38 protein-coding genes are annotated in these 25,324 nt (G+C 40.1%); all 38 read right to left on the bottom strand.

The window, feature by feature from the left end; all coding sequences use genetic code 11:
• Nucleotides 1–254: 254 nt before the first annotated feature.
• Nucleotides 255–977: a phosphoadenylyl-sulfate reductase gene (locus tag Q0K96_RS01180; RefSeq protein ID WP_297332180.1), complete on the bottom strand. Its 723-nt coding sequence runs from the start codon at nucleotides 975–977 to the stop codon at nucleotides 255–257.
• Between the two features lie 101 nt (nucleotides 978–1,078).
• Nucleotides 1,079–1,492 (bottom strand): Rrf2 family transcriptional regulator, encoded by a 414-nt coding sequence (locus tag Q0K96_RS01175; protein WP_297332179.1) that lies wholly within the window; start codon nucleotides 1,490–1,492, stop codon nucleotides 1,079–1,081.
• Complete coding sequence (ctlX, locus tag Q0K96_RS01170) at nucleotides 1,493–2,431, bottom strand: citrulline utilization hydrolase CtlX (protein ID WP_297332178.1); 939 nt, start codon at nucleotides 2,429–2,431, stop codon at nucleotides 1,493–1,495.
• 10 nt (nucleotides 2,432–2,441) lie between these two features.
• Nucleotides 2,442–3,356, bottom strand: a complete 915-nt coding sequence (locus tag Q0K96_RS01165) for an amidinotransferase (protein ID WP_297332177.1) — start codon at nucleotides 3,354–3,356, stop codon at nucleotides 2,442–2,444.
• 263 nt (nucleotides 3,357–3,619) lie between these two features.
• A complete protein-coding gene (locus tag Q0K96_RS01160; protein ID WP_297332176.1) occupies nucleotides 3,620–5,677 on the bottom strand; it encodes a T9SS type A sorting domain-containing protein in 2,058 nt (685 codons plus the stop codon).
• A 97-nt stretch (nucleotides 5,678–5,774) separates the two neighbouring features.
• Complete coding sequence (locus Q0K96_RS01155) at nucleotides 5,775–6,551, bottom strand: LytTR family DNA-binding domain-containing protein (protein WP_236937597.1); 777 nt, start codon at nucleotides 6,549–6,551, stop codon at nucleotides 5,775–5,777.
• The gene (locus tag Q0K96_RS01150; RefSeq protein WP_297332175.1) at nucleotides 6,538–8,514 is read right to left on the bottom strand and encodes a tetratricopeptide repeat protein; all 1,977 of its coding nucleotides are present in this window, start codon (nucleotides 8,512–8,514) and stop codon (nucleotides 6,538–6,540) included. The genes Q0K96_RS01155 and Q0K96_RS01150 overlap by 14 nt, the downstream gene beginning before the upstream one ends.
• Before the next feature lie 148 nt (nucleotides 8,515–8,662).
• On the bottom strand, nucleotides 8,663–9,958 hold the full coding sequence (eno, locus tag Q0K96_RS01145; protein ID WP_297332174.1) for a phosphopyruvate hydratase: 1,296 nt from the start codon (nucleotides 9,956–9,958) through the stop codon (nucleotides 8,663–8,665).
• A 119-nt stretch (nucleotides 9,959–10,077) separates the two neighbouring features.
• Nucleotides 10,078–11,190: a glutamine-hydrolyzing carbamoyl-phosphate synthase small subunit gene (gene carA, locus Q0K96_RS01140; protein WP_297332173.1), complete on the bottom strand. Its 1,113-nt coding sequence runs from the start codon at nucleotides 11,188–11,190 to the stop codon at nucleotides 10,078–10,080.
• Nucleotides 11,191–11,362: 172 nt separating this feature from the next.
• Nucleotides 11,363–11,872: a 50S ribosomal protein L17 gene (rplQ, locus tag Q0K96_RS01135; protein ID WP_297332172.1), complete on the bottom strand. Its 510-nt coding sequence runs from the start codon at nucleotides 11,870–11,872 to the stop codon at nucleotides 11,363–11,365.
• A gap of 36 nt (nucleotides 11,873–11,908) precedes the next feature.
• On the bottom strand, nucleotides 11,909–12,901 hold the full coding sequence (locus Q0K96_RS01130; protein ID WP_297332171.1) for a DNA-directed RNA polymerase subunit alpha: 993 nt from the start codon (nucleotides 12,899–12,901) through the stop codon (nucleotides 11,909–11,911).
• 20 nt (nucleotides 12,902–12,921) lie between these two features.
• Nucleotides 12,922–13,527: a 30S ribosomal protein S4 gene (gene rpsD / locus Q0K96_RS01125; RefSeq protein WP_297332170.1), complete on the bottom strand. Its 606-nt coding sequence runs from the start codon at nucleotides 13,525–13,527 to the stop codon at nucleotides 12,922–12,924.
• A gap of 89 nt (nucleotides 13,528–13,616) precedes the next feature.
• Nucleotides 13,617–14,000 (bottom strand): 30S ribosomal protein S11, encoded by a 384-nt coding sequence (gene rpsK, locus Q0K96_RS01120; RefSeq protein ID WP_223052908.1) that lies wholly within the window; start codon nucleotides 13,998–14,000, stop codon nucleotides 13,617–13,619.
• A 12-nt stretch (nucleotides 14,001–14,012) separates the two neighbouring features.
• The gene (rpsM, locus tag Q0K96_RS01115; protein WP_297332169.1) at nucleotides 14,013–14,387 is read right to left on the bottom strand and encodes a 30S ribosomal protein S13; all 375 of its coding nucleotides are present in this window, start codon (nucleotides 14,385–14,387) and stop codon (nucleotides 14,013–14,015) included.
• 2 nt (nucleotides 14,388–14,389) lie between these two features.
• A complete protein-coding gene (gene ykgO, locus Q0K96_RS01110; protein WP_002987490.1) occupies nucleotides 14,390–14,506 on the bottom strand; it encodes a type B 50S ribosomal protein L36 in 117 nt (38 codons plus the stop codon).
• A gap of 12 nt (nucleotides 14,507–14,518) precedes the next feature.
• Nucleotides 14,519–14,734: a translation initiation factor IF-1 gene (gene infA / locus Q0K96_RS01105; RefSeq protein ID WP_035129818.1), complete on the bottom strand. Its 216-nt coding sequence runs from the start codon at nucleotides 14,732–14,734 to the stop codon at nucleotides 14,519–14,521.
• 8 nt (nucleotides 14,735–14,742) lie between these two features.
• The gene (gene secY / locus Q0K96_RS01100) at nucleotides 14,743–16,086 is read right to left on the bottom strand and encodes a preprotein translocase subunit SecY (RefSeq protein WP_223052906.1); all 1,344 of its coding nucleotides are present in this window, start codon (nucleotides 16,084–16,086) and stop codon (nucleotides 14,743–14,745) included.
• A 13-nt stretch (nucleotides 16,087–16,099) separates the two neighbouring features.
• A complete protein-coding gene (gene rplO, locus Q0K96_RS01095) occupies nucleotides 16,100–16,552 on the bottom strand; it encodes a 50S ribosomal protein L15 (RefSeq protein ID WP_223052905.1) in 453 nt (150 codons plus the stop codon).
• Nucleotides 16,553–16,563: 11 nt separating this feature from the next.
• The gene (gene rpmD / locus Q0K96_RS01090; protein WP_223052904.1) at nucleotides 16,564–16,746 is read right to left on the bottom strand and encodes a 50S ribosomal protein L30; all 183 of its coding nucleotides are present in this window, start codon (nucleotides 16,744–16,746) and stop codon (nucleotides 16,564–16,566) included.
• Between the two features lie 12 nt (nucleotides 16,747–16,758).
• On the bottom strand, nucleotides 16,759–17,283 hold the full coding sequence (gene rpsE, locus Q0K96_RS01085) for a 30S ribosomal protein S5 (protein ID WP_223052903.1): 525 nt from the start codon (nucleotides 17,281–17,283) through the stop codon (nucleotides 16,759–16,761).
• A gap of 8 nt (nucleotides 17,284–17,291) precedes the next feature.
• Nucleotides 17,292–17,642: a 50S ribosomal protein L18 gene (gene rplR, locus Q0K96_RS01080; protein ID WP_297332168.1), complete on the bottom strand. Its 351-nt coding sequence runs from the start codon at nucleotides 17,640–17,642 to the stop codon at nucleotides 17,292–17,294.
• 11 nt (nucleotides 17,643–17,653) lie between these two features.
• Nucleotides 17,654–18,196: a 50S ribosomal protein L6 gene (gene rplF / locus Q0K96_RS01075; RefSeq protein WP_223052901.1), complete on the bottom strand. Its 543-nt coding sequence runs from the start codon at nucleotides 18,194–18,196 to the stop codon at nucleotides 17,654–17,656.
• A gap of 19 nt (nucleotides 18,197–18,215) precedes the next feature.
• Complete coding sequence (gene rpsH / locus Q0K96_RS01070; protein WP_159800542.1) at nucleotides 18,216–18,614, bottom strand: 30S ribosomal protein S8; 399 nt, start codon at nucleotides 18,612–18,614, stop codon at nucleotides 18,216–18,218.
• Between the two features lie 22 nt (nucleotides 18,615–18,636).
• The gene (gene rpsN / locus Q0K96_RS01065) at nucleotides 18,637–18,906 is read right to left on the bottom strand and encodes a 30S ribosomal protein S14 (protein ID WP_223052900.1); all 270 of its coding nucleotides are present in this window, start codon (nucleotides 18,904–18,906) and stop codon (nucleotides 18,637–18,639) included.
• A 3-nt stretch (nucleotides 18,907–18,909) separates the two neighbouring features.
• Nucleotides 18,910–19,461: a 50S ribosomal protein L5 gene (gene rplE / locus Q0K96_RS01060; protein ID WP_297332167.1), complete on the bottom strand. Its 552-nt coding sequence runs from the start codon at nucleotides 19,459–19,461 to the stop codon at nucleotides 18,910–18,912.
• 2 nt (nucleotides 19,462–19,463) lie between these two features.
• A complete protein-coding gene (gene rplX / locus Q0K96_RS01055; RefSeq protein WP_223052898.1) occupies nucleotides 19,464–19,778 on the bottom strand; it encodes a 50S ribosomal protein L24 in 315 nt (104 codons plus the stop codon).
• A 12-nt stretch (nucleotides 19,779–19,790) separates the two neighbouring features.
• Complete coding sequence (rplN, locus tag Q0K96_RS01050; protein ID WP_116787132.1) at nucleotides 19,791–20,159, bottom strand: 50S ribosomal protein L14; 369 nt, start codon at nucleotides 20,157–20,159, stop codon at nucleotides 19,791–19,793.
• Between the two features lie 2 nt (nucleotides 20,160–20,161).
• Nucleotides 20,162–20,419, bottom strand: coding sequence for a 30S ribosomal protein S17 (gene rpsQ / locus Q0K96_RS01045; RefSeq protein ID WP_223052897.1), 258 nt, complete (start codon nucleotides 20,417–20,419; stop codon nucleotides 20,162–20,164).
• Nucleotides 20,420–20,438: 19 nt separating this feature from the next.
• Nucleotides 20,439–20,630 (bottom strand): 50S ribosomal protein L29, encoded by a 192-nt coding sequence (gene rpmC, locus Q0K96_RS01040; protein ID WP_223052896.1) that lies wholly within the window; start codon nucleotides 20,628–20,630, stop codon nucleotides 20,439–20,441.
• Nucleotides 20,631–20,642: 12 nt separating this feature from the next.
• Nucleotides 20,643–21,062: a 50S ribosomal protein L16 gene (gene rplP / locus Q0K96_RS01035; RefSeq protein ID WP_223052895.1), complete on the bottom strand. Its 420-nt coding sequence runs from the start codon at nucleotides 21,060–21,062 to the stop codon at nucleotides 20,643–20,645.
• 20 nt (nucleotides 21,063–21,082) lie between these two features.
• Entirely contained in the window at nucleotides 21,083–21,808 is a 726-nt protein-coding gene (gene rpsC / locus Q0K96_RS01030; protein WP_297332166.1) for a 30S ribosomal protein S3, read from the bottom strand.
• An 8-nt stretch (nucleotides 21,809–21,816) separates the two neighbouring features.
• Complete coding sequence (rplV, locus tag Q0K96_RS01025) at nucleotides 21,817–22,230, bottom strand: 50S ribosomal protein L22 (protein WP_223052893.1); 414 nt, start codon at nucleotides 22,228–22,230, stop codon at nucleotides 21,817–21,819.
• Between the two features lie 6 nt (nucleotides 22,231–22,236).
• Complete coding sequence (rpsS, locus tag Q0K96_RS01020; RefSeq protein WP_223052892.1) at nucleotides 22,237–22,515, bottom strand: 30S ribosomal protein S19; 279 nt, start codon at nucleotides 22,513–22,515, stop codon at nucleotides 22,237–22,239.
• A 10-nt stretch (nucleotides 22,516–22,525) separates the two neighbouring features.
• The gene (rplB, locus tag Q0K96_RS01015; RefSeq protein WP_297332165.1) at nucleotides 22,526–23,350 is read right to left on the bottom strand and encodes a 50S ribosomal protein L2; all 825 of its coding nucleotides are present in this window, start codon (nucleotides 23,348–23,350) and stop codon (nucleotides 22,526–22,528) included.
• 6 nt (nucleotides 23,351–23,356) lie between these two features.
• Nucleotides 23,357–23,647, bottom strand: coding sequence for a 50S ribosomal protein L23 (rplW, locus tag Q0K96_RS01010; protein ID WP_223052890.1), 291 nt, complete (start codon nucleotides 23,645–23,647; stop codon nucleotides 23,357–23,359).
• Nucleotides 23,648–23,655: 8 nt separating this feature from the next.
• Nucleotides 23,656–24,285, bottom strand: a complete 630-nt coding sequence (gene rplD, locus Q0K96_RS01005; protein ID WP_297332164.1) for a 50S ribosomal protein L4 — start codon at nucleotides 24,283–24,285, stop codon at nucleotides 23,656–23,658.
• A complete protein-coding gene (gene rplC, locus Q0K96_RS01000) occupies nucleotides 24,285–24,902 on the bottom strand; it encodes a 50S ribosomal protein L3 (RefSeq protein ID WP_297332163.1) in 618 nt (205 codons plus the stop codon). The genes rplD and rplC overlap by 1 nt, the downstream gene beginning before the upstream one ends.
• 113 nt (nucleotides 24,903–25,015) lie before the next feature.
• Complete coding sequence (gene rpsJ, locus Q0K96_RS00995) at nucleotides 25,016–25,321, bottom strand: 30S ribosomal protein S10 (RefSeq protein ID WP_020213633.1); 306 nt, start codon at nucleotides 25,319–25,321, stop codon at nucleotides 25,016–25,018.
• Between the last annotated feature and the right edge of the window lie 3 nt (nucleotides 25,322–25,324).

The raw sequence follows: 25,324 nt of genomic DNA, 5'->3' as shown, positions 1-25,324 counted from the left end.
ATTTTTCTTTAACTTTCGTTTGAGCAAATATAAAATTACATGAGTTTCACTCGCAATAATACCTATATTATCTGCCCGATTAATTTGGCGTTAACAGCGTTATTAGCTTAAGTTTTTTATTACTTAAATTTTGGAATTGTGAGCAGATGTGCCTTAAACATATACCAAAAGATTATCATAAATAAAAAAACCGCCCTTTAGGCGGTTTTGCAAACAACTTTAAATATATACAAACTAACTATTTGTACTCACAATTAAAAATTTTTGTCTGCATGAATATGCAGCCCACATTCTTTTTTGCCGTCTTCCCACCACCAGCGCCCGGCACGGAAATCTTCTCCGGGGGCAAGCGCACGTGTACAGGGTGCACAGCCAATGCTTAAATAGCCTTTATAATAAAGGCTGTTAACAGGTATATCCAAACGCTTAACCTCCTCTTCCACCTCTTCCAGCTTATAATGCAGCAGCGGGTTAAACTTAATCAGCTTATGGCTTTCATCCCACTCCAAAAAACGCATGGTATTCCTGTTAGCCGACTGTTCTGCACGCAGCCCGGTAATCCATAATGAAGCGCCCGATAAAGCTCTCTGTAGCGGTTTTACCTTTCTGATGTAGCAACATGACTTACGCTTCTCAATACTTTCATAAAAACCATTAATGCCACTGTTTTTAGCATATTCCCTTATATCCTCTTCCAGAGGGTAATATGTTTCTATAGCAAGCTGCGGGTATTTTTGCTGCGTTTTCTGGAAAACTTCATAGGTTTCATTAAACTGCCTGCCGGTATCAAGTGTAAATACGTTTATGTTGTTATGGGGTGCCACATAATGTGTAAGCAGCTGGTCTTCTATGCCAAATGAAGTAGAAAACACTTTTTTCCCTTTTATGTGGGTAGTAACAAAAGCTACGGCATCTGCTAAAGACATGCCTTCTACAGCCCGGTTTAAATATTCAAGGTCACTTTCTATCTCTGACATACTGGTTCCTTTATAATACAAACCAAAAATGATTTGTTGTTATTCAATTGCCAAATATAACTATTACTCTATAGATTTTATAGAGTAATGAGAAAAATTTTTTAAAGCAGCGTTAAATCGTATAATGATTTTTGCTGAAGCAGGTTAAGTGTGTTGTCCCTAACCTGTGCCATAAAGTGGTGCAGCGAGCACAACTCTTCGTTAGGGCAATCGTCGCACCGCTCATAAAAATTAAGGCTCACACAGGGCAGCATGGCTATTGGCCCGTCTAAAACCCTGATAAGGGTTGCCATAGTAATTTCTTTTGGGTCTTTTAAAAGATAGTAGCCCCCGCCCTTTCCTTTTTTAGAACCCAGTATACCGAATTTCTTTAAGTCGAGCAGAATGGCTTCAAGAAATTTTTTAGGGATGGTTTCTTTTTGCGATATATCAGAAATAAGGACAGGCCCATTGTCTGCCTGCTTGGCAATATAAACAAGGGCCTTTAATCCGTATTTCGTTTTTTTTGAAAGCATCTACTCTTCTTTTTGCAGGAATACCTCTGCCATCATGCAGCGTGCACTGCCACCGCCACAAGCTTCTATGGTATCAAGGTTTGCAGAAAGTATCTCTGTATGTTTATTAATTTTGGCAACCTGGTCTTTTGTAAGGCTGTTATAGGCAGAATCACTCATTACAAGATATGTTTTACCGCCTGTGCCTGAAACCTGCAGCATATTGCCTGCAAAGTGGTTTAGCTGCTCTTCTGTGAGCAGGATTATTTCCTTGCCATCTTCCTTGAGGCTGGAAAGCACCATTTTACGCTCCTTTTTATCATCTATGCAATCAGCGCATATAACCGCAAAGGTATCGCCTACGCACATCATTACATTGGTGTGGTATATATGCCTGCGCTCGCCATTCACATCCTGAAAAGCCTCAAATATTATCGGGTTAAGTTCAAAATCTTCACAGTACTCGATAAAGAGTTCTTCATCGGCACGTGGCGAAAGTGCGCAGTAAGCCTTTTGGTTTACCCTGTCAAGCACTATACTGCCTGTTCCCTCTAAAAAGAAGCCATCTTCTTCAGCAGAAGTATAGTCTACTATGTTTTCTATTTTAAAGCCTTCATCTTCCAGCATGTCTAATATGTCCTCACGGCGCTCATGGCGGCGGTTCTCGGCAAACATAGGGTATAGTGCCACATCTCCGTTATCGTGGAAAGACACCCAGTTATTCGGAAAAACCGAATCGGGCGTATCAGGATCGAGCGTATCCTGCACTACAAGCACATTAACGCCAACAGACCGAAGCTTTTCTACAAAAGCATCAAACTCCTGCTGTGCTTTAGCATTTACCGTATCTGCCACCAGATTGTTAAGTACCCTTTGGTAATAATTATTTACAGCCGTTTGCTCGTTCATCCTGAAGGCAGCCGGGCGAATCATTAATATAGTGTTTGTTGTCTGTTTCATGTCCTAAAAGTTAATCGCGTATAAGTGGCAGTGTAGAGCAACGCAGCAGCCCTTCCTGTTTTGATATTTCGGCATAAGGCACCTCTTCAACTGTAAAGCCTTTCTCCAGCAACCAGTTTTTAAGCCTTGTAAAATTCTTTTCTATAATCACAACATCGGTATCTATAGAAAAGAAATTAGAGGTCATGTGGTACATTTCCTCGCGCTCTATATGAAACAGGTTTTCCTTCCCGAAAAGTTTTACAAGATACAGATAATCTGCCTCTTCCCTAAATCCACTCTTGTAAATTACACCTTTATCTTTACCTACCGGCTGAAAGCAGCAGTCAAGGTGCAGGGCGTTATCCCTCGGCTCAATCCTCGATTTTACAAGATCGAACTCTTTTACAATCTTGTTGGGGAACATCTCCTTTATAAAGTTTACGCCATGCATATTGGTGCGAGCCGTTATATAATCTTTATAATCGCTGCCTTTATAGGTACCTATAAAAATATGGTCGTCCCACAGCATAACATCACCACCCTCTATATGCACCTCTTCCGGCGGGCGAACTACTTTTGCAGGGTCTATCCTGTCAATTACATATTGTATTGCATCAAGCTCACGCTCCCTGTCGGGCAGTATGTTGGCTTTTATAAAATAATCATCTATCACAAAGCCAATATCACGGCTAAATATCTGGTTATAGTTTTCTATTATTTCAGGACGGAATACCTGAACATCATATTTTAAGAAAATATCATTAAGCGCCTCCATTTCCTTTACCATATTTTCTTCGGTAGGATAAGTGCCCTTAAGGATATGTTCTAATGATTTAGGGTCGTAGGCCTCATGTGGTTCGGGTGTAGGGCCATTGCTAACGGCTGTACCCAGTATAACCGCACGAAGACGCGAAGTCTCGTTCTTTACATTTAATTGTAACATACGTTTGTTTGCTTTTCGGCAAATATAGAAAATGCCCGCTAATTATATACAATTACTACATTATGAGTTGATAAATCATATATTTTGAAAAACTCTATACCCAAAAAGAAAAAATCATCAAAAAATGCATGAAATGCAAGTGCCACCGCATAGCGGTGGCACTTATCAGAAACTAAACAAAAAGTAAATAATGATTAAAAGGTGACAAAACAATACTATAACTGTTTAAAGCATCCTTTTATTATCTCAATATTCTTAAAACTTTATTCTTTTATAAGTTTTTCTACCTTACTTCCTTCTTGTGTTATAATCTTGATAAAGTAAACTCCGGACTGCCTGTTGCTGATATCTATTACTGCATTTTCTGAGTTTACAGTGTTTACCTCTAAGAGCCTTCCCTGTATATCATAAAGCTGAACAGAAGTTATTACTGTTGCCGCAGTCAGGTTCACAACATTTTCGGCAGGGTTAGGGTACACTTTTACAGAAGCATCTTTCTCAAAGTCATCTTTACTTAATATCTCAAATGTTGTATTGGCATCATTGGTTGCAATTGGGAGATTATAGTCAAAGAAAATCTTAGCATTGTTTGTAACCATATCGTTAGCCATTACGCTGCTCCTGGTCCTTACCCTGAATAATATATTACCATGCCCTGCTGCCTGCAGGTTGATGTTCTGAAAAATAAACTCGGCGGTATTGCCAACAATCCTTGCCGAAACATCATGCGAACTGTTAAGCATTTGCAATGAAGCTACATCAAAATCGGTTGCATTAAAATCGTGCCTTACCACTACAAAACTTGCAGGTGCAGTTCCTGTATTCTCAAAATTCACCACATAATGAAGGTACTCGCCAATAGCATCTGCGGGCTCGGTTTCACCCTGTATGCATATTATGTTGTTCGGATCAAAAGAGCCTACAACCACCTGGTTTAGGGCAAAATTGTTATCACCGGGATAGCTATCGCCTGTTACTGCGGCATTAGCCGTAAATAAAAGTTCATCATCAATATTAACCGGTGGGGTATCAGATGGTGAATTTACATTCAGCGTCATTAGTATCTCACGGTTCTCAAAGGGTTGCAGGTTCGAGAAGTTCCATGTATAGTCTCCCTGTATGCTTATATCTGCATTAGGTACTAAATTTATCAATTCAAAAGGTGCCGGATCCCACTGGCAATTTACAGTGCCTGACAGCACAGTATTGCCCTTGTTCCTGTACACAATCTTGTAAACTGCATCAAAGCCCGGTTGTGCAGGTATAACAGGCACCATTACCACTTCTATATCGGCGCTTGTGCCGTTGGCTGTTATACAAAAATCTTCTGTGGCGACACTATTATCTGCAATCGGGAAGTTCACACTTGCCGAAGCAGGCAAAGCTGTAAAATAATTATCTTCAAATTCAGGTACTACAGTATAATCACCGGCGCCTGTATAAAAATCATAATTCCCTGCTGCATTTGTAAACACACAGCCCTCATTCAGTCCGTCTGATAATTTCAGTTTTACAAACTGCTGTGGCAGGTCAGATGCATCACACCCGTCATTACCTGCATCATATTTTACAGTACCTGTTATGGTATTATATGCTCCGCCTGGAGTGAATGTACAGTAAGTACTCATGTAAACTGAAAAATACAATTCAAGTATGGCCGCCTCACCCTCATCTACGCATATAAATGATAACTGTGGAGTATTATTGATACCTGAAAGTTCCGGTGCCGGGAGTATAGTTCCGTTTTTAATATTCAGGTATTGCAACCATGCACAGTCATTCACAATAAAATTAATCAGCAGCGGATTATTACTAAGGTCAAGCTCGGTTATTACAGCAGCTGTACAGTCTATAACTTCAAGGTTAACCTGTTCAGATACATCAAGCGTGGTAAAAGGGTTGCCACCGCAAATCAGTTCAGCAATATTAATAAGCCCGCTAAGCTCAAGGTCAGTAATATTATTGTTAGCACAATCAAGCTCCTCAAGGTTTATAAGGGCTGATATTGGCAGGGTATCTAAATAATTATCCGCACATTCAAGATGGTCAAGATTTATAAAGGCTTCTATTCCTTCAAGTGAATATATTCCTGCTGCGTTAACATCAAGCCTTGAGATATTCAGTGCTTCACTAACCTGTATTTCGTTATCATTATTTATGTCAATAACTGCAGGGTCGTTATTAAGGTCTCTTGCTACATCATTATCTGTCGTGGCAGAAAGCAGGACATTTTTAAAGGCGGCATCAGGTATGCTTACAATTTGTGCCCCTGCAGCAGCACTTATGAGCAGTAACACTATAATTGGTAGTAATTTTTTCATAACTTATTTATTTTGAGCGTGTGGTATAACAAAAATATACTAATTAAAGCATACAGGCTTTTTCACTTAGAATTTGCCCAGCTTCATTTAGAATTCGCTACAGCGTGCGTAGCAGTTCCTGTAATCTTTCTTTTTTTCGCTGCGAAATAGGCAGGTGGCTGTTATCGGCCATTACGGCATATCCTCCATCTTTTTTTATGTATGATTTAAGGTAGGCAAGATTTATAAGATGCGACTGGTGTATCCTTTCAAAACCCTGCTCGCTCAATAAATCTTCATATTCTTTCAGCGTTTTTGAGATAAGTACCGGCTTGTTGTCTTTAATGTAAAACTTAGTATAATTATCCTGACTTTCGAGCCTGATAATATCACTTACCTCAAACAGGTGTATTCCCTCGGCTGTAGAAAGCGCTATCCTTTTAAATTTATCTACTTTCTTCCTTATATTTTCAAGCAAAAGGTCTATGTGTGCAAAGCTGTCATTGCCTGTAACCACCTTTTTTATCTTCTCTGTTACTTTCCGCAAATCCTCGGGATCTACAGGTTTAAGCAGGTAATCAAGCGCACTAAACCTGAATGCCTTAACCGCATACTGCTCGTGTGCAGTTATAAAAACAACATGGGCATTTATACTGCCCCGCTTTTGCGCAAGCTGCTCCAGTATATCAAACCCGGTACCGTCGCCAAGCTGTATATCAAGAAAAATTACGTTTGGCTGGTAGTGCTCTATTGCATTTATACCTGTTTTCACGCTGTCTGCCTCACCCAAAATATGTATATCGGGTGCATACATTCCCAAAAGGCCTTTCATTCCTGTCCTCAGGTTGCTGTCGTCATCTATTAGCAGTGCAGTAATCATATCAGTTTGAAGCATATTGTATTGGTAAATTTAAAACTATTTTTGTTCCGGATGGCTCTCCTGCAGCATTATGCAGTTCTGTAATCTCAACCTGAGATGTTTTAGAGGTAAATGCCTGTATCACTTCCAGCCTCTTGCGGGTTATCTCTAACGCCATTGATTTGTGTACCGTTACCGAGTTTTCTTTCATTTCCTTCGATTTACTGAAGCCGATACCGTCATCTGTTACCGTGCATACCAGCTTGTTGTTTACCAGCCTGAAATCTACCATAATAGTACCCTTTTCTTTTTTAGGAATAATACCATGTATAATGGCATTTTCTACAAATGGCTGAAGCAATAGCGGCGGTATAGCCATATCATCTTCTATGTCCGGATCTTTTGTAATGGTAAATTCAAACATCCTGTTGAAGCGTAACTGCTCCAGCTCAAGGTAGTTTTGCAGGCCTTCTATCTCGCTGTCTATAGGGATAAGCGATTCTTTGCTGTACTCTAATGTAAGACGCATCAGCTTACTGAATTTTGAAAGGTACTTTATAGCAGAATCGGTTCCGTTTTGTACTATAAAACTGGATATGGAGCCGAGGCAGTTAAAGACAAAATGCGGGTTCATTTGCAGGTGAAGCGCTTTTTGCTCATATTCTGCAAGGTCGCGTTGCAGGGTTAAAGTCTTTTTAAGCTGAAGCCTGTTGTATATAACAAAAACAAGCCCCACAAGCAGTACTACTATAAGCCCGGCAAATATCATTTGCTGGCGGTGGCGCTTTTCCTGCTCTATGTATATGGCTTCCCGCTTTTCGCTCTCCTTTTTTTGTATTGCTTCGCGGCGCTCCATTTCATAATTCATCTCTTCGCGAACCATAGTCCGGATGTTCTCGGCATTTATAATGCTGTCCTGTGCCGCAGTATATTTCTTGTAATGCACCAACGCTTCTTTATAATTACCCTGTTTTTCATAAAGGCTGCTGATATTCTTTTCAGAGTCCCGCACGTGTTCAAGCGAGCCTATCTCCTGTGCATAGGCAGAAGACTTGCCGAAATAATCTAAAGCCTGTTTATCATTCTTCTTTTTCAGGTAGAGCTCGCCCAATAAATTAAGCGATGCAGATGCCCCGAATTTTTCGCCTGCTTCATTAAAAATGGCAAGTGCTTTTTTATAACTTTCCTCTGCTTTATTGATATCACCTGTTTTGCTGTAGTAATCGCCAAAGTTGTTATACAACTCGGCCAGCGCCCTGTTGTCTTCATATTTAGTAAGCATGGCAAGCGCATCATTGTAATAGTTAAGGGCTTTATTATACTGCCCTTTTTCAAGATATACATTACCTATATTAGCCATGGTGGAAGAAGAGAACCTGTCCTTTAACTTCTGTTGCAGCGCAAGTGCTTTTTCAAAATAAGTCAGGGCCTTGTCATACTCTTCATGGCTTTTGTAAACAACGCCTATGTTGTTATACAAGGCAGCCTCTATATATTCCTGCTTATCGGCTTTATATAATTTAAGGGCTTTAAAATAATATTCAAGCGCCCTTGCATAATTGTTCTGTTCACTAAAAACTACTCCAAGACTGCCATATATGCTGGCAAGCGTGTTTTTGATATTAGCGTCAGATGCATATGCTGTTTCGGTAAGCATTTTTTCCAATATATCCTGAGCCTGTGTAAACCTGTTTACAGCCTGCGGATAGTTGCTCATCATGATACTTACATTACCAAGATTCAATAATGCGCTCGCCTCCTCTGCCCTGATATTATTCTTCCTTGCAATGGCAATGGCTTTTTCGGCATAATGCCTCATCTTATCTGCATCATTTCCTGTATATTCAGATGCTATAAGATTCATCAGCCCTGCCTTATCTTTAGCGGTATCAGCTTTAGCAAGCAAATCAGTAAGGCTGTCCAGCACTTTAGTTTGTGCAGGCAGCGTACTGCTGCATACTAACAGTAAAGCCAGCAGGATTAGTTTTAAGGTTTTCATACACTAAAGGTTATACAACAGCAAAAGTATAACTTACTATCAAATTATAATTTACTGTTTAGAATTTGCCTGCTTTAATTTAGAATTTGCCATAAAAAAAAGCACCCTGCATAAGCAGGGTGCCTGTATAACCTGAAAAAGGGTTAAACTATTTCTTTATTTTAAATGCTTTCTCACCCGGAAAATAAGCCACTTCTGCCAGTTCTTCTTCTATGCGAAGTAGTTGGTTATATTTGGCCATACGGTCAGAGCGTGAAGCAGAACCTGTTTTTATTTGTCCGCAATTTAGCGCCACAGCAAGGTCGGCAATTGTGTTATCTTCAGTTTCACCAGAACGGTGCGACATTACAGAAGTGTAACCTGCGTTGTGCGCCATGTTTACAGCCGCAATAGTTTCAGTAAGGGTACCAATCTGGTTTACTTTTATAAGTATAGAGTTTGCAATACCTTTCTCTATACCTGTAGAAAGGCGCTCTACGTTAGTAACAAAAAGGTCGTCGCCCACAAGCTGAACTTTATCGCCTATTTTCTCAGTCAGGTACTTCCAGCCTTCCCAGTCATCTTCATACATACCATCCTCAATAGAAATAATAGGATATTTAGCGGCAAGCTCAGCAAGGTAATCTGCCTGCTCCTGAGAAGTCCTTACCTTACCTGTCTCGCCTTCAAATTTTGTGTAATCATATTTTCCGTTTACATAAAACTCAGAAGCGGCACAGTCAAGCGCTATCATTAAATCACCTCCAAAAGTATAACCCGCTTTTTCAATGGCTAATTTAATGGTATCAAGGGCATCCTCTGTACCACCGGCAAGATTTGGCGCAAAACCACCCTCGTCTCCTACTGCGGTACTCAGGTTGCGGTCATGAAGCACTTTTTTAAGGTTATGGAAAATTTCTGTACCTATTTGCATAGCATGTGTAAAGCTCTTTGCTTTTACAGGCATAATCATAAATTCCTGGAATGCGATAGGCGCATCAGAGTGAGAGCCCCCGTTGATGATATTCATCATCGGCACAGGCAGGGTGTTACCCGATACACCGCCTACATAACGGTATAGCGGAAGGCCAAGCTCGTTAGCGGCAGCCTTAGCAACAGCAAGCGACACACCAAGTATTGCATTAGCACCCAGTTTCGATTTATTTGAAGTACCGTCAAGCTCAATCATCATTTTATCAATACCGTTCTGCTCGAATACAGAAGTACCCACAATCTCTGCGGCTATAATAGTATTTACATTTTCAACAGCTTTAGAAACACCTTTACCCATATAAGCGCTTCCACCGTCACGAAGCTCTACTGCTTCATGCTCTCCTGTAGATGCCCCTGATGGTACCGCAGCCCTTCCTAAAATACCGTTTTCTGTTACAACGTCTACTTCAATTGTAGGATTTCCGCGCGAATCCAGTATCTGCCTTGCATGTACTTTAATAATTATGCTCATGAGTTTTGAATTATTAGTTTTTGGTTGATTTTATTATGTTTTACACAAATTTATATAATTATAAATACGAAAACTGCTAAGAAACAAAAAGTTATAAACGCAAACGTTTTAGGTAGGCCTTATTTATTTTTTGCTTTTTCTATATTGCTTACAAACATATCAAACAGGTAAGATGCATCGTGAGGGCCTGGACTGGCTTCTGGATGATATTGTACAGAAAAACAGTTCTTGTTTTTCATGCGCATACCGGCAACTGTGCCATCATTAATATGCTCATGCGTAATTTCAAAATCCGGATGCTTTTCAAGCTCTTCGCGTACTACTGCAAAGCCGTGGTTTTGCGAGGTAATTTCACCTTCGCCAGTAAGCATGTTTTTTACAGGATGGTTTATGCCCCTGTGCCCGTTAAACATTTTGTAGGTTGGGATGCCGTTGGCAAGTGCAAGCACCTGGTGCCCTAAGCATATACCAAATACAGGCTCATCTTTTTCAAGTATTTTCTTAGCCGTTTCCTGAGCTACAACAAGTGGCGCAGGGTCGCCGGGGCCATTCGACAGGAAGTAACCGTCAGGGTTAAAACTCTTCAGGTCTTCATAACTTGCATCATACGGGAAAACTTTTATATAGCAATCACGCTTGGCAAGGTTTCTTAATATATTCTTTTTAATACCAAGGTCAAGTGCAGATATTTTATACTTAGCATCAGGGTTACCTATAAAATAAGGCTCTTTAGTAGAAACTTTAGATGAAAGTTCCAAACCTTTCATGTCAGGCACTTCTGCAAGCTGCCTGCGTAACTCTTCAACAGGTGTGCCATCGGTAGATATAGCGGCATTCATAGCGCCATTATCGCGTATGTAACTTACCAGTGCTCTTGTATCAACATCAGAAATGGCTACAAGGTTATGTGCTTCAAAATACTCTTTCAGGTTGTGCTTTGAATTGATTCGCGAGTGGTTAAAACTGAAGTTTTTGCATACAAGGCCGGATATCATGATTTTATCCGCCTCTATTTCCTCTTCGTTAGTACCATAATTACCAATATGGGCGTTACTTGCCACCATTATCTGCCCAAAGTATGAAGGGTCAGTAAAAATTTCCTGATAGCCCGTCATACCGGTATTGTAACAAACCTCACCAAAGGTTGTTCCCTCTATACCTATAGATTTTCCGTGAAAAATTGTGCCGTCAGCTAAAAGTAGTATTGCCTGCTTTCTGTTAGAATATTTCATTTAAGTAGTTTGTTGTTGTGTTGTGTGCAAATTTACTCTAAAAATTTGTGTCGCTAAAAAGTTTGTGCAATTTCCGTACCATGCAGGGGCAGGTAAATTAACTGCAAAAAAAAAGGACAAACCCAGAGAGTTTATCCTTTTTTGTTTTATTGAAAATTCAGGTGCTTCATTATTATTCTGTAGCTTCTTTATTTTCGTCAGCCGCAGGAGCGTTATCTGCTTCTTTTGCAGGAGCAACTTCGGCAGCCGGAGCTGTTTCAACTTTTTTAGCCCTGCTACGGCGTGTAGTTTTCTTAGCTTCTTTCTTAGTAGCGTTGTATAGTTCGTTAAAGTCTACAAGCTCTATCATTGCCATATCAGCGTTGTCACCAAGACGGTTACCAAGTTTAATGATACGTGTGTAACCACCCGGACGGTCGCCCACTTTAGCGGCAACTTCCCTGAATAGTTCAGTAACAGCATATTTGTTTCTCAGGTAAGAGAAAACAACACGCCTGTTGTGTGTAGTATCTTCTTTAGATTTTGTTACCAAAGGCTCAACATACTGCTTTAGAGCCTTGGCTTTGGCCACAGTCGTATTAATACGCTTGTGTTCTATAAGTGAACAGGCCATGTTAGCCAGCATCAGTTTCCTGTGCCCTGCCTGCCTGCCAAGATGATTTATTTTCTTTCCGTGTCTCATTGTTATCTTTAATGTGAATCAGTGGCTTGATTCAGATTATTCTTTATCTAATTTGTATTTGCTCAAATCCATACCGAAGTGCAGGTTCTTAGACGCTACAAGCTCATCAAGCTCTGTAAGCGACTTTTTACCAAAGTTACGAAACTTCATTAAGTCGTTTTTGTTAAACGATACCAGGTCTCCCAATGTATCAACTTCAGCCGCTTTCAGGCAGTTAAGCGCCCTTACAGAAAGATCCATATCTACAAGTTTCGTTTTAAGCAGCTGCCTCATGTGCAGCGACTCCTCGTCATATGATTCAGTCTGGGCAATTTCATCGGCCTCAAGTGTAATCCTCTCATCAGAGAACAGCATAAAATGATGAATCAGTGTTTTTGCTGCCTCAGTAAGTGCATCCTTAGGGTGTATAGAACCATCAGTAATAATTTCAAAAACCAGCTTTTCATAGTCAGTTTTCTGTTCTACACGAAAGTTCTCTATTGTATATTTTACATTCTTTACAGGTGTGTAAATAGAATCTGTAAAAATTGTACCTATAGGTGCATTCGGCTTTTTATTCTCTTCAGCAGGAACATACCCACGGCCTTTTTCTATAGAAAGTTCCATGTTAATGTTTATGCTGCTGTCCATGTTGCAGATAACAAGCTCCGGGTTAAGAACCTGGAAGCCTGAAATAAATTTTTGGAAATCGCCGGCAGTAAGCTGGTCTTTTCCGGTAAAAGAAACCGTAACAGATTCGTTGTCGATATCTTCTATCTGACGCTTGAAGCGAACCTGCTTAAGGTTAAGTATAATTTCTGTAACATCTTCAACAACCCCTGGTATGGTAGAGAATTCATGTTCTACTCCTTCAATACGAACTGAAGTAATTGCATAACCTTCCAGCGAAGAAAGTAAAACTCTTCTTAGTGCGTTACCAACGGTCAGTCCGTAGCCCGGTTCCAGTGGACGGAATTCGAATTTCCCCACGAAATCGGTAGAATCGATCATGATAACTTTATCGGGCTTTTGAAAATTAAATATTGCCATATTTCGACTAATGTCAATTATTATTTGTTATACAACTCAACGATTAGTTGTTCTTTGATGTTTTCAGGGATTTGTATCCTGGCAGGAACTGAAACAAAAGTACCTTCTTTAGTATCATTGTTCCAGGTAATCCACTCATATACACTTGATGAATTAGATAAAGAACGGTCGATAGCCTCAAGAGACTTAGATTTTTCGCGAACCGCTATTTTATCGCCCGGCTTAAGGTGGTATGAAGGTATGTTTACCACTTCGCCGTTTACTGTAATGTGCCTGTGGCCTACTATTTGCCTTGCAGCTCTTCTTGAAGGTGCAATACCCATTCTGTATACCACATTGTCAAGCCTTGCTTCACATAACTGTAAAAGAACTTCACCGGTTACACCTTTGGTAGCAGCAGCTTTTTCATACAGGTTCCTGAATTGTTTTTCAAGGATGCCGTATGTGTACTTAGCTTTTTGCTTTTCCATAAGCTGTACAGCATATTCAGATTTTTTACCACGCCTTCTGGCGTTTCCGTGTTGTCCCGGAGGGTAATTTCTTTTTTCGAAAGACTTGTCGTCTCCGAATATCGCCTCTCCAAATTTACGGGCGATCTTAGTTTTTGGACCAGTATATCTTGCCATTTTAAAAAATTATTGAACAGGGAGCTATGAATTCAGGTCTCATCCTCCGATACCCCGTATCCTGTTCGTGTTATACTATAAAATAAAAATTAAACTCTCCTTCTTTTTGGAGGACGGCAACCATTGTGTGGTAGCGGAGTTACGTCGATGATCTCAGTAACCTCAATGCCTCCGTTGTGTAGCGACCTGATAGCAGACTCACGTCCGTTACCCGGGCCTTTAACGTAAACTTTAACCTTTTTAAGGCCGGCTTCAAGTGCAACTTTTGTACAATCTTCAGCAGCCATCTGGGCAGCATACGGAGTGTTCTTTTTAGAACCTCTAAAGCCCATTTTACCGGCAGAAGACCAAGAAATAACTTCACCTTTCTTGTTTGTAAGAGAGATGATTATATTGTTAAAAGTTGAAGAAACGTGGGCCTCGCCTGTAGATTCTACAACAACTTTACGTTTTTTTGTATTCGCTTTAGCCATTACTACTTCTTATTATTTAGTTGCTTTTTTCTTGTTAGCAACAGTTTTTCTCTTACCTTTTCTAGTCCTTGAGTTGTTTTTGGTGCGCTGGCCCCTAAGTGGCAGGCCAACCCTGTGGCGTATACCCCTGTAACATCCAATGTCCATAAGACGTTTAATGTTAAGCGATATTTCAGAACGAAGCTCACCTTCTATCTTGTAGTAAGATACAGCATCACGGATTGCGCTGATATCATCATCGTTCCATTCCTGAACTTTTTTATCTTCGCTAACCTGAGCTTTAGCCAGGATTTCTTTAGCCCTGCTCTTACCAACACCGAAGATATAGGTTAAAGCAATAACTCCTCTTTTATTTTTGGGTACATCTACCCCTGCAATTCTCGCCATAATTATCCTTGTCTTTGTTTAAATCTAGGATTCTTTTTGTTAATAACGTATAATCTGCCTTTCCTGCGCACTATTATGCATTCGGCACTTCTTTTCTTTACTGATGCTCTTACTTTCATTTTAATATAGCTTTAGTATCTATAAGTAATTCTTGCTTTAGACAAATCGTAAGGGCTCATTTCAAGTTTCACTTTATCACCTGGTAATAATTTGATGTAATGCATGCGCATCTTACCTGAAATATGAGCTATCACTACGTGCCCGTTTTCTAATTCAACACGGAACATAGCATTAGATAATGCCTCTATTATTGATCCGTCCTGTTCTATTGCTGCTTGTTTTGCCATAAAAATTATTAAGCTACCGCTTTTCTATTCTTACCACTCTTCATTAAACCATCATAGTGCCTGTTAAGCAGGTATGAGTTAATTTGCTGAATAGTATCAATTGCAACCCCTACCATAATGAGCAGAGAAGTACCACCATAAAACAATGCCCATTGTGACTGAACGCCAAAGCTAACTGCAATAGCAGGAAGTATGGCTATAAGCGCAAGGAATAATGAACCAGGGAAAGTGATTAATGACATAATTTTGTCAAGATAATCTCCGGTTTCTACACCCGGCCTGATGCCCGGTATAAAACCACCGCTCCTCTTAAGGTCATCGGCCATTTTATTGGTAGGTACTGTAATTGCGGTGTAAAAGTACGTAAAAATTATAATTAATAAAGCAAAAACAACATTGTAGGCCAAACCGAACACATTTTGAAACTGTGCCGTAACGGTTTGTGCCATGTCAGACTCGGATAACCCTGCCACAGCAGCAGGAATAAACATAATAGCCTGTGCAAATATGATTGGCATAACTCCCGAAGCATTTAGCTTTAACGGTATCCATTGCCTGTTGCCTCCGGCTGCGTCCTGCTCATAGTCTCCGGTTACAGTGCGCCTTGCATACTGTACAGGAATTCTGCGGACAGCCATAATAAGCAATATACATACTATAATTACCAACAGCCATGCAACAACCTCCAGCACAAGCACAAGCGGCCCACCCTGGTTATCTGTTACTACTGAAGAGAATTCCTGTATAAATGCCTGAGGCATCCTTGCAATAATACCAACTAAAATTAACAGCGATATACCGTTACCAATACCCTTATCAGTAATTTTTTCGCCCAGCCACATAGCAAATATAGTACCTGTGGTAAGGATGATTACTGAAGAGAAAAGGAACTGGAAAGAGTCAGACGGTAACAGGAATGCATCTGCAGGCAGTGTCCTGTAAAGGTTATAGATGTAGCCAGGCCCCTGTACCAATGTAATAACAATGGTAAGCCAACGGGTTATCTGGTTTATCTTTTTCCTGCCGCTTTCGCCCTCTTTCTGTAGTTTTTGCAGGTAAGGTATTGCAATACCCATAAGCTGTACCACGATCGAGGCTGAAATATAAGGCATGATACCCAATGCAAATACAGATGCCTGCGAGAACGCACCACCTGTAAATACATCGATAAGCCAGCCAATACCCTGTTGGGTCTGATCTGATAAGCTGTTTAATTTTGTAGCATCAATACCAGGAAGGGTTACGTGTGCACCAAAACGGTACACAAGAAGTAATCCCAGAGTAACTAAAATTCTGTTTTTTAATTCCTCTATCTTCCAGACATTGGCAAACGCTTCGAAAAATTTCTTCATTGCTGTTTAAAGATTATAAACTTACAGCTTCTCCGCCTGCAGCCTCTATGGCAGCCTTAGCAGTAGCAGTAAATTTGTGAGCAGTTACTTTTAGTTTTGCTTTAAGCTCTCCTCTTCCTAAAATCTTTACCTGTTCATTTTTTGTAGCAAGGCGGTTGTTAACCAGTACTGCAAAATCTACAGTATCGGTAACTACACCATTATCTACAAGAGCCTGAAGCGTGTCCAGGTTAACACCTGCATACTCCTTACGGTTTATGTTTTTAAAACCAAATTTAGGAACACGCCTTTGTAAAGGCATCTGGCCACCTTCAAAACCAATTTTCTTAGAGTAACCAGAACGAGACTTAGCTCCTTTGTGGCCACGTGCGGCAGTACCGCCTTTGCCTGAACCTTCGCCCCTGCCTACTCTTTTGTTTTTGTTGTGAACTGAACCTTCTGCCGGTTGTAAGTTACTTAAATCCATTTCTGTATTTATTAGTTAGTTTCCTCTACAGAAACCAGGTGTTTAACTTTGTTTACCATTCCAAGGATAGCAGGAGTTGCTTCGTGCTCAACAACCTGTCCAAGCTTGCGTAGGCCTAAAGACTCAAGCGTAAGCTTTTGTGTTTGCGGACAGTTGATTTTACTCTTTACTTGTTTTACTCTGATTTTTCCCATGATTTCCCTGAATTAACCTTTAAATACTTTATCAAGAGATAGGCCCCTTTGTTTTGCAACAGTAGATGCGCTTCTCATTTGAAGTAAAGCATCAAAAGTAGCTTTTACAACATTGTGAGGGTTAGATGAACCCTGCGATTTAGATAATACATCGTGAATACCAACAGACTCAAGTACTGAACGAACAGCACCACCGGCAATAACTCCGGTACCGTGAGAAGCAGGCATTAGCAGTACACGTGCACCGCCAAATTTACCTTTTTGCTCGTGAGGCACAGTCTGGCTGTCAAGCGGTATACGAACAAGGTTTTTCTTAGCATCCTCTACTGCTTTAGCAATAGCTTCAGATACATCTTTAGATTTACCAAGGCCGTGGCCTACCACTCCGTTTTCATCACCCACCACTACTATGGCAGAAAAGCCGAAAGCCCTACCACCTTTAGTAACTTTGGTTACACGATTTACAGCAACCAGGCGGTCTTTAAGCTCAAGCCCGCTTGGTTTTACTATTTCTACGTTTTTATAATTATGATACATAATTTACTTTAGAATTTAAGTCCGGCTTCCCTTGCGCCTTCAGCTAATGATTTAACACGTCCGTGGTAAAGGTAACCGCCCCTGTCAAAAGAAACAGTTTCTATACCTGCCTGTAGGGCTTTCTCGGCAATCATTTTGCCAACAGCCGAAGCAGTTTCGATGTTAGTACCTTTAGTAACTCCTTTATCTCTTGAAGATGCAGAGGCCAAAGTTACACCGTTTACGTCGTCTATGATTTGTGCATAGATCTCTTTATTGCTCCTGAAAACAGAAAGCCTTGGCTTAGCAGCAGTTCCGCTTACAATCTTTCTGATCCTGAACTTAATTCTTTGTCTTCTTTCAGATTTGTTTAATGACATAGTCTTAATTTTTAAGCTGATTTACCTGCTTTTCTTCTTAATACTTCGCCAACAAACTTAACACCTTTACCTTTGTAAGGCTCAGGCTTGCGGAAAGAGCGGATTTTAGCCGCTACCTGACCTACAAGTTGTTTGTCGTGTGAAGTTAGTTTAATGATAGGGTTTTTACCTTTTTCAGATACTGTTTCTACAGTTACTTCAGGCACTACATCAAGAACTATGTTGTGAGAGAAACCAAGCGCAATATCCAGTTTTTGACCCTGGTTAGAAGCCCTGTAACCTACACCCACAAGTTCAAGCTGTTTTGTAAAGCCTTCAGAAACGCCAACAATCATGTTGTTGATAAGCGCCCTGTATAAACCGTGCTTAGATCGCTGTTCTTTATCATCAGACGACCTTTCAACTAAAACCTTGCCATCTTCTACCTTTACGGTAACATCAGAAAAGTTTTGGGTAAGTTCGCCCCTTTTACCTTTTACCTTAACAACATCTCCGTTAACCTCTACAGTTACGCCGGATGGTATTGTAATTGGATTTTTACCTATTCTTGACATTGTATAAGTCTCTTTTAATTTAGTATACGTAGCAAATTACCTCACCACCAACATTAAGTTGTTTTGCCTGTTTTCCTGTCATCAGTCCTTTAGATGTAGAAACAATAGCAATACCAAGGCCGTTAAGGATTCTTGGAAGGTTAGATGAACCTGCATATTTACGTAAACCCGGTTTACTAATTCTCTGGATATCTTTTATTACCGGCTCTTTAGTATCTTTATCATACTTAAGGGCTATTTTGATTGTACCCTGTACAGAGTTGTCATCAAATTTGTAACTTAAGATATATCCCTGATCGAATAAAATCTTTGTGATTTCTTTTTTCAGGTTAGAAGCAGGAATTTCAACCACTTTGTGGTTAGCCCTTACTGCATTTCTAATCCTGGTTAGAAAATCTGCTATAGGATCTGTGTACATTTGTTTTTCCTTTTAATCTTAATTACCAACTTGACTTTTTAACTCCCGGTATCAATCCGTTATTGGCCATTTCACGGAATGTAACACGTGAAATACCGAATTGACGCATATACCCTCTTGGCCTTCCTGTTAGCTTGCAACGGTTGTGCAGGCGAACCGGAGAAGCATTTTTAGGCAGTTTTTGTAAACCTTCATAATCTCCGGCTTCTAATAAAGCCTTCCTTTTCTCGGCATACTTAGCTACCAGCTTCTCTCTTTTTGCCTCACGGGCTTTCATTGATTCTTTAGCCATATCTTAATTCTTTTTAAAAGGTAAACCCAGTTCTGCTAATAATGATTTTGCTTCTTTATCAGTTTTTGCAGAAGTTACAAATGTAATATCTAAACCTGATATTTTGTTAACCTTATCAATATCAATTTCAGGGAAAATGATTTGCTCGGTTACACCCAGGTTATAATTACCCCTTCCGTCAAAACCTGTAGCCTTAATACCACCAAAGTCCCTTACGCGTGGTAAAGCTGATGTAATTAGCCTGTCAAGAAATTCATACATCCTTTCGCCACGAAGTGTTACTTTAGCGCCAATTGGCATACCTTTCCTTAGTTTAAACGTAGCAACGTCTTTCTTAGAAATGGTAGAAACAGCTTTCTGGCCTGTAATTTTAGTTAATTCCTCAACTGCATAGTCAATAAGTTTCTTGTCTGATACAGCGGCTCCAACTCCACGGCTAAGAACGATTTTCTCAAGTTTAGGAACCTGCATCACGTTCTTGTAACCGAACTCTTCTTTAAGGGCAGCTATAACCCTGTCCTTATATTCTTGTTTTAATCTTGGTATATAAGCCATTACTATAATACTTGATTAGATTTTTTTGAAAATCTCACGTTCTTATCTCCTTCTGTTCTTACACCCACTTTTGTAGTTTCCTTAGTTTTAGGATCTACAAGTGCAATGTTAGAAATATGGATAGGAGCTTCTTTCTTCACGATACCACCCTGAGGGTTTTTGGCGCTTGGCTTTGTGTGCTTGCTCACCATATTTACACCCTCTACTACCGCTTTATTTTTTTCACGAAGAACACGAAGCACTTTACCCTCGCTACCTTTGTGGTCGCCGGCAATTACCCTTACTGTGTCTCCTGATTTTATCTTTAGCTTTATCATTTCTAAAATCAATTAAAGCACTTCAGGTGCCAATGATACAATTTTCATGAATTGTTTTTCACGAAGTTCTCTTGCTACAGGGCCAAAAACGCGGGTTCCCCTCATTTCACCAGCAGCATTTAACAAAACGCAAGCGTTATCGTCAAACCTGATGTATGAACCGTCGGCTCTCCTCACCTCTTTTTTGGTACGAACAACTACAGCGGTAGAAACAGCACCTTTCTTAACGTTTCCGTTTGGTGTTGCATCTTTTACAGCCACTACAATTTTGTCGCCCACAGAAGCGTAACGCCTTTTTGTACCTCCTAGAACACGGATAGTTAAAACTTCTTTAGCTCCCGTGTTATCTGCTACTTTTAATCTGGATTCCTGCTGTACCATAATTACTTCGCTCTTTCAATGATTTCTACTAATCTCCAACATTTAGTTTTACTTAAAGGACGTGTTTCCATAATCCTTACAGTATCTCCAATGTTACAGTCGTTCTTTTCGTCGTGTGCAACATATTTCTTAGTTTTTAACACGAACTTACCATATAACGGGTGTTTAACCTTCCTGGTTTCAGAAACAACAATAGATTTTGTCATTTTGTTGCTGGTTACAACACCTACTCGTTCTTTTCTTAAATTTCTTTTTTCCATCTTTCAGCTTAGACTACAATTATTGTAACTCTCTTTTGCTTAACTCAGTAGCTACTCTCGCAATAGACCTTCTTACGGTCCTGATTTGTAACGGATTCTCGATTGGAGAGATAGCGTGAGCTGATTTTAGGTCGGCATATGTCTTTCTTAGCTCACCAAGTTTACTTTGTAACTCAGCTGCAGATAGATCTTTAATTTCTGATTGTTTCATAATAATTGTTGATTATGCTTCAAAATCTCTGGCAACAATAAACTTAGTTTTAACAGGAAGCTTTTGTGCTGCAAGGCGTAAAGCCTCTTTTGCAACTGCAAGCGGCACACCTCCCACTTCAAACATTATCCTTCCCGGTTTAACAACGGCTGCCCAATATTCTACGGCACCCTTACCTTTACCCATCCTTACCTCTAGAGGTTTTTTGGTTATAGGCTTATCCGGGAAAATTTTAATCCATAATTGCCCTTCCCTTTTCATAAAACGGGTTGCAGCGATACGCGCAGCCTCTATCTGACGAGAAGTAATAAAAGATGAATCTAAAGATTTTATGCCAAACATACCATTAGAAAGTTCGTGACCTCTTTGAGACACGCCCTTCATTTTACCTTTCTGTACCTTGCGGTATTTCGTTCTTTTAGGCTGTAACATTTTTTCTTTCTTTTAAAAAATTACTTTCTTTTGCGGGGTTTGCCTGCTCCGGCTGGTTTTTGAGATCCTGCAGATTTAGACTGTTTCTTGTCCATACCTACTAACGGAGAAAGATCTCTCTTACCATAAACCTCACCTTTCATGATCCACACTTTGATACCCATCCTACCATAAGTAGTATGAGACTCTGCAAGTGCATAATCAATGTCCGCCCTGAAAGTAGAAAGAGGGATCCTACCTTCTTTAAACATTTCTGAACGTGCCATTTCAGCACCATTCAAACGGCCGGAAATCATAACTTTAATACCTTCTGCGTTCATACGCATAGCAGCAGCAATAGCCATTTTAATAGCACGCCTGTAAGAAATCCTGCTTTCTATCTGGCGGGCAATGCTTGATGCTACAAGGTAAGCGTCAAGTTCCGGTCTTTTAATTTCAAAGATGTTGATTTGAACCTCTTTGTCAGTAATTTTCTTAAGCTCCTCTTTCAGCTTGTCTACCTCCTGGCCACCTTTACCGATAATAATACCGGGACGGGCAGTGGTGATAGTAACGGTTACAAGTTTAAGAGTCCTTTCAATAATTACTTTAGACACACTTGCTTTTGATAAACGCGCATGGATATACTTCCTGATCTTGTGGTCTTCGGCAAGTTTATCGCCGTAATCATTTCCACCATACCAGTTGGAATCCCATCCTCTAATGATACCAAGGCGATTTCCTATTGGATTTGTCTTTTGTCCCATACTGTTTATTAATTGCTTTGTGTGTTATTGTTAATAGCTCCAAGTACAATTGTAACATGGTTAGAGCGTTTCCTTATCCTGTGGGCGCGGCCCTGAGGTGCAGGCCTAAGCCTTTTTAACATCGTACCACCGTCTACCCTTATCTCTTTCACAAAAAGGCCGGCTTCTTCCAGGTTTTCCTCGCTGTTCTTTTGCTGCCAGTTATTAATGGCAGAAAGCAAAAGTTTTTCAAGTTTGCGGGAAGCCTCCTTGCTGTTAAATTTCAATATATTGAGTGCTAATTCTACTTTTTGTCCCCTTACAAGGTCTGCTACAATACGCATTTTCCTTGGAGAAGTAGGGCAGTTGTTAAGCTTTGCAAAAGCAACTGACTTGTTAGCCTCTTTCCTGGCATCTGCTGCCTGTCTTTTACGAACTCCCATTGCTTATTATTTTTTTCCTTTATTTTTAGCACCGGCGTGGCCCCTGAAAGAGCGGGTCGGCGAAAATTCTCCTAGTTTATGACCTACCATGTTCTCTGTAACATATACAGGAACAAACTGACGACCGTTGTGCACTGCTATAGTCTGTCCTACAAAATCAGGGGTAATCATAGAGGCGCGAGACCATGTCTTAACAACTCCTTTGTTACCTTTTTCTATATTTTCAAGAACTTTCTTTTCCAGTTTGTAGTGAACGTAAGGTCCTTTTTTTAATGAACGTGCCATATCTTACTTATTATTTCTTTCTACGTTCTACGATATACTTATTACTCGGGTTAACTTTAGAACGAGTCCTGTAACCTTTAGCCGGAAGACCTTTCCTAGAGCGTGGGTGACCTCCTGAAGAGCGTCCTTCACCACCACCCATCGGGTGATCTACAGGGTTCATAGCTACCGGCCTTGTTCTTGGCCTGCGGCCTAACCACCTGCTCCTACCTGCTTTACCGCTAACGATAAGCTGGTGGTCTGAGTTAGAAACAGCTCCTATAGTAGCCATGCAGGTTAAAAGGATAAGCCTTGTTTCACCGCTTGGCATTTTAATAGTAGCATACTTTCCGTCCCTTGCCATTAGCTGGGCAAAAGTACCGGCACTACGCGCTATAACAGCACCTTGTCCCGGGCGTAGTTCTATGCAAGATATAACAGTTCCCAGAGGAATTTTACTTAAAGGAAGTGCATTACCAATTTCTGGCGCTGCATTTTCTCCGGAAACAATGGTTTGGCCTACCTGAAGTCCGTTAGGAGCTACAATGTATGCCTTTTCTCCGTCAGTATATTGTACCAGGGATATAAATGCTGAACGATTAGGGTCGTATTCTATAGTTAAAACTTCTGCGTTAACAGCAGTTTTAGCTCTTTTAAAATCTATAATACGATACCTTTTTTTGTGACCACCGCCTGTGTAACGCATGGTCATTTTTCCTTGACTATTTCTACCTCCTGAGCTTTTTTTCGGTGCGATAAGAGAACGCTCCGGCTTATCAGTTGTAATAGTGTCAAAGCTATTTACAACTCTAAAACGCTGGCCCGGGGTAATAGGTTTTAATTTTCTAACTGACATTTTCTATTAGATATTATTGTAAAAATCTATTGTTTCTCCTTCCTGTACTTGAACAATTGCTTTTTTGTAAGCACTTGTCTTTCCTGTTATCAGTCCACTTTTTGTGTACTTAACTGTTCTATCAGCCCTGTAGTTCATTGTGTTAACTTCAACCACAGAAACCCCATAAGCAGCCTCAACGGCTTTTTTTATCTGGATTTTGTTGGCCCTTTTATCAACAACAAAACCAAAACGGTTAAAAACTTCACCGTCTTTGGTTACTTTTTCAGTGATGATAGGCTTAATTATAATGCTCATATCCCTGTTTATTTGCTTAAGTTTTCTGTAATTCCTTCTACTGAGCCCTCTGTAAGAACTAAATTATTAGCGTTTATTATCGCGTAAGTGTTTAATTCTGAAGAAGTTACAACAGAGGACGCTTTTAAATTGCGTGACGACAAATATACGTTTTTATTTGTATCACCCAACACAAATAAAGATTTTTTATTGTCTAACCCTAAAGCTTTCAAAACGTTAATGAAATTTTTAGTGCTTGGGGCATCAAAATTAAAGTCTTCTACAATTATCAGGTTAGACTCTTTTGCTTTTAATGCAAGGGCAGATTTTCTTGCAAGGCGCTTAAGGTTTTTGTTAAGCTTAAAAGAGTAGCTTCTTGGCCTTGGGCCAAAAATGGTACCCCCACCTTTAAACAAAGGGTTCTTAACGCTACCTGCACGGGCTGTACCGGTACCTTTTTGCTTTTTAATTTTACGGGTACTACCGGTTACCTCGTTACGCTCTTTACTTTTATGGGTACCCTGCCTTTGGTTAGCCAGGTATTGTTTAACATCAAGGTATACAGCGTGCTTGTTTGGCTCTATAGCGAATACTGAATCAGAAAGGGTTACCGTTCTGCCAGTTTCTTTTCCGTTTATGTTTAATACTTTTACTTCCATTACTTCTGAATGATTACATACGAGTTTTTGTGGCCAGGTATTGCACCCTTAATAACAAGAAGGTTTTTCTCTGCTACCACTTTTAAAACTACAAGGTTTTGTATTGTTACTTTCTCTCCACCTGTTCTTCCTGCCATACGCATACCTTTAAATACCCTTGATGGATATGATGATGCACCAACAGAACCCGGAGCCCTTAAACGGTTGTGCTGACCGTGAGTAGCCTGGCCAACACCGCCAAAGCCGTGGCGTTTAACAACGCCCTGAAAGCCTTTACCTTTAGATACTCCCTGAACATCTACAAATTCACCTTCTTTAAAAAGGTCTACTGTAAGCACATCTCCTAAGTTGTGCTCTGTTGCAAAATACTTGAATTCGGCGACCTTTTTCTTGCCAGAAGTACCTGCTTTTTTAAAGTGCCCTTCGGCAGCTTTAACTACATGCTTTTCTGTTTTGTCATCGAAACCAAGTTGCAACGCCTTATACCCGTCAACCTCATTGGTTCTGACTTGGGTAACTACGCATGGGCCAGCTTCAATTACTGTACACGGAATGTTTTTACCGTTTTCATCGAAAATACTGGTCATGCCTATTTTTTTACCAATTAACCCAGACATATAAATAATTATTAATTAAAAAATAAAATACTTTTTCTTAGATATGAGATATGAGAATTGAGTAAAGAGAAGAAACTCTATACTCAATCCTCAAATTCCCTTTTCTTTTATTATCACACTTTTATCTCTACCTCTACACCGCTTGGAAGCTCTAATTTCATTAGGGCATCAATGGTTTTGCTTGAAGAGCTGTAGATATCAAGAAGCCTTTTGTATGAACTTACTTCAAACTGCTCCCTGCTCTTTTTGTTTACGTGCGGAGAACGAAGAACGGTAAAGATCTTCTTGTGTGTTGGTAACGGAATTGGGCCTGTAACCACTGCTCCGGTACTCTTTACAGTTTTAACGATCTTTTCAGCAGACTTGTCTACAAGACTGTGATCGTATGATTTTAGTTTTATTCTGATTTTCTGACTCATTTT

Source organism: Flavobacterium sp. (assembly GCF_024305175.1).
Lineage (GTDB): Bacteria > Bacteroidota > Bacteroidia > Flavobacteriales > Flavobacteriaceae > Flavobacterium.
The sequence above is the reverse complement of the archived record's forward strand: the minus strand, read 5'-3'. Positions and strand labels throughout refer to the sequence as shown.